The 282-nt window shown below is 60.3% G+C and carries 1 protein-coding gene; it reads right to left on the reverse strand.

Annotated elements, in window-relative coordinates:
* Positions 1-280 (reverse strand): response regulator (locus CH341_RS32330; RefSeq protein ID WP_245431353.1); only part of this gene is annotated, 280 nt, incomplete at its 3' end.
* Positions 281-282 lie beyond the last annotated feature (2 nt).

The raw sequence follows: 282 nt of genomic DNA on the forward strand, positions 1-282 counted from the left end.
GACTGATGAAATGCTCGACCTCGGATGTCTGCGTACGGGCGGTGATGAACACGACCGAGATGCCGCTCGTGTCGGCTTTTTCCTTTAGGGCTGCCAACGTCTGCGGCCCGTCCATTCCCGGCATCATCGCATCAAGCAAAATGAGATCGGGCTGCCACGCGCGTGCAGCCTCGATCGCTTCCTGGCCGCAGGAACACGTGCGCACGTCCAACTGGGAGTCGAGTTCCAGGGACATGCTCGCGATTTCCCGGATGTCGGGCTCGTCGTCAACGTAGAGTATCC

It is taken from the genome of Rhodoplanes roseus, from assembly GCF_003258865.1.
Taxonomy (GTDB): Bacteria; Pseudomonadota; Alphaproteobacteria; order Rhizobiales; family Xanthobacteraceae; genus Rhodoplanes; species Rhodoplanes roseus.